This window comes from Vibrio sp. 1562 (assembly GCF_033340155.1).
In the GTDB taxonomy this organism is placed as follows: Bacteria; Pseudomonadota; Gammaproteobacteria; order Enterobacterales; family Vibrionaceae; genus Vibrio; species Vibrio alginolyticus.
In genome coordinates this window covers 1-632 of the sequence record NZ_JAWOVY010000472.1, presented here as the reverse complement: position 1 = coordinate 632, position 632 = coordinate 1, and the positions used below count along the sequence as shown (strand labels likewise).

The 632-nt window shown below is 37.2% G+C and carries 1 protein-coding gene; it reads left to right on the top strand.

Going from position 1 to position 632, the window contains the following annotated elements:
• Window positions 1–137: 137 nt before the first annotated feature.
• A partial coding sequence (locus R7Z49_RS25885) for a relaxase/mobilization nuclease domain-containing protein (protein ID WP_318112530.1) occupies window positions 138–632 on the top strand: 495 nt, incomplete at its 3' end.

The window sequence follows — 632 nt, the reverse complement described above, 5'->3', positions numbered from 1 at the left end:
CCTTAATCAAATCACTCATCATTTAAATAAGCACAATATGAGTGAATATCTCAATTGTGATATAAATGAATTAAGAGAAACTTTAAATAAAATAAGAAGCACTTTAATAAATATAAATACAAATAAAGGTGACAAAGATGAAAGCGAAAGTTAATAGAGGTAACGGCTTTCGAGGGCTGGCTAATTACATCCTTGATTCAGTGAAAGGGGCTGAGTTACTAGGGGGTAATATGTCGGGAGAAAACTCAAGAGAGCTTGCAAAAGAGTTTGCCGTTTGCCGTAAATTAAGACCTAACGTTCAGCGTCCAGCTTGGCATGTTTCTCTTGCTTTGCCAGCAGGGGAAAACATTGACAATTCAACGTGGTGCAATGTTGCTCAACGATTTTTGGAAGAAATGGGTGTGGATATTAACATGCACCAATACTTTCTTGGTAAACACTCAGACACAAACAACGAGCATATCCATATTGGGTTAAACCGCATCGGTTTTAATGGTGAGTTGTACCACGGAAGAAATGACGTAATGCTTGCAATTCAAGCAACTCACAAACTAGAAAAGGAGTTTGGTTTACAGTTAACTCCAACTTTTGAAGAGCGTAAACAAGAAAAATCTCTCACATCAAATGAGATC